This is a genomic window from Burkholderia sp. SCN-KJ, from assembly GCF_024656005.1.
Taxonomy (GTDB): domain Bacteria; phylum Pseudomonadota; class Gammaproteobacteria; order Burkholderiales; family Burkholderiaceae; genus Burkholderia.
The window spans coordinates 1-1,564 of sequence record NZ_JANKOG010000081.1; the positions used below are offsets into that span (position 1 = coordinate 1).

The following is a 1,564-nucleotide window of genomic DNA, read 5'->3' on the forward strand; positions in this document are numbered from 1 at the left end:
CGGCTGGGATGCATCAGCTTGCGCATCGCCTTGCTCTCAATCTGACGGATCCGCTCGCGGGTCACGTCGAACTGCTTGCCGACCTCTTCAAGCGTGTGATCGGAGTTTGTGTCGAGCCCGAATCGCATCCGCAGAACCTTGGCTTCGCGCGGCGACAACCCGGCGAGTGCCTCGTCGATCGCCGCGCGCATGTTCGCGTGAATCGCCGCCTCAGCCGGTGAACTCGCCGAGACATCCTCGATCATGTCGCCGAGTGTTGCATCGGCGTCGTCACCCACCGGGGTTTCGAGCGAGACAGGTTGCTTGGCGATCTTGAGGATACCGAGCACTTTCTCCTCGGACATCTCCATGCGCTTTGCCAGCACTGCGGGATGCGCTTCCTGCCCTGTCTGTTGCAAGATTTCGCGCGATATCCGGTTCAGCTTGTTGATCGTCTCGATCATGTGGACCGGCACGCGAATGGTTCGCGCCTGATCGGCGAGCGCACGCGTGACAGCCTGCCGGACCCACCAGGTCGCGTAGGTCGAGAACTTCCAGCCGCGCCGGTATTCGAACTTGTCCACGGCCTTCATCAGGCCGATATTGCCCTCCTGGATCAAATCCAGGAACTGCATGCCGCGGTTCACGTATTTCTTGGCGATTGAAATGACAAGACGAAGGTTCGCCTCGATCATCTCGCGCTTGGCCTGCCGCATTTTCAGTTCCGCGGCACTCATCTGGCGGTTGATCTGCTTGAGCTGCTGGAGCGGCAACGAGACCCGGGACTCGATGTCGACGAGTTTCTGCTGCGCCGCCTGAATCGCCGGCTGATGCCGCTCGAGCGCCGCGCCAAACTGCTGCGAGGTCGCCGCCGCTCGGGTCGTCCATTCAAGATCGGTCTCGTGGCCCGGGAACGAGTCGACAAACGCGTCGCGCGGCATGCCGCAACGGTCGACAGCAATCGCCAGGATACTGCGCTCGATCGCGCGAACCTCAGTCACTTGCCCATGCACAATTGCGCACAGGCGGTCGATGGTCTTGGCGGTGAAGCGGATCGGCGCGAGCTCACACTGGATCGCCGTGCGCACCTGCGCAGCGGCTGCGGAACGGGCACCGCCAGTAATAGGCACATCCGGCAACTGCTCGAACAGCGCACGCACGCGTGCGAAAATCGCAAGACTGTCGTTCGTGAGTTCTTCGAGACGCGCCGCGTTCGCCTTCTCCGAATCCCCGGCATCCGTTTCGACGTCGTCTTCGTCCGAATCATCGTCGGCGGCGAGTGCTTCCGTATCCTCTTCCTGGGACTCCGGCGTCATTTCGCTTTCATCGGCGTCGACACTGATGCCATCGACCAGTTCGTCGATGCGGAGTTCGCCTGCCACGATGCGGTCGACATCGGCAAGAATCGTGGACACGATCGACGGACACGCGGCAATCGCTTGAATCATGTCCTGTAGACCATCTTCGATCCGTTTCGCGACCTCGATTTCACCGGCGCGGGTCAGCAGTTCGCTGGCCCCCATCTCACGCATGTACATCCGAACCGGATCCGTGGTGCGGCCGAATTCGGAATCGACGGTCGATA

At 61.4% G+C, this 1,564-nt stretch carries 1 protein-coding gene; it reads right to left on the reverse strand.

What is annotated here, in order from left to right:
- On the reverse strand, nucleotides 1-1,564 hold a 1,564-nt coding region (rpoD, locus tag NQV17_RS37705; RefSeq protein ID WP_257776147.1), incomplete at both ends, for an RNA polymerase sigma factor RpoD.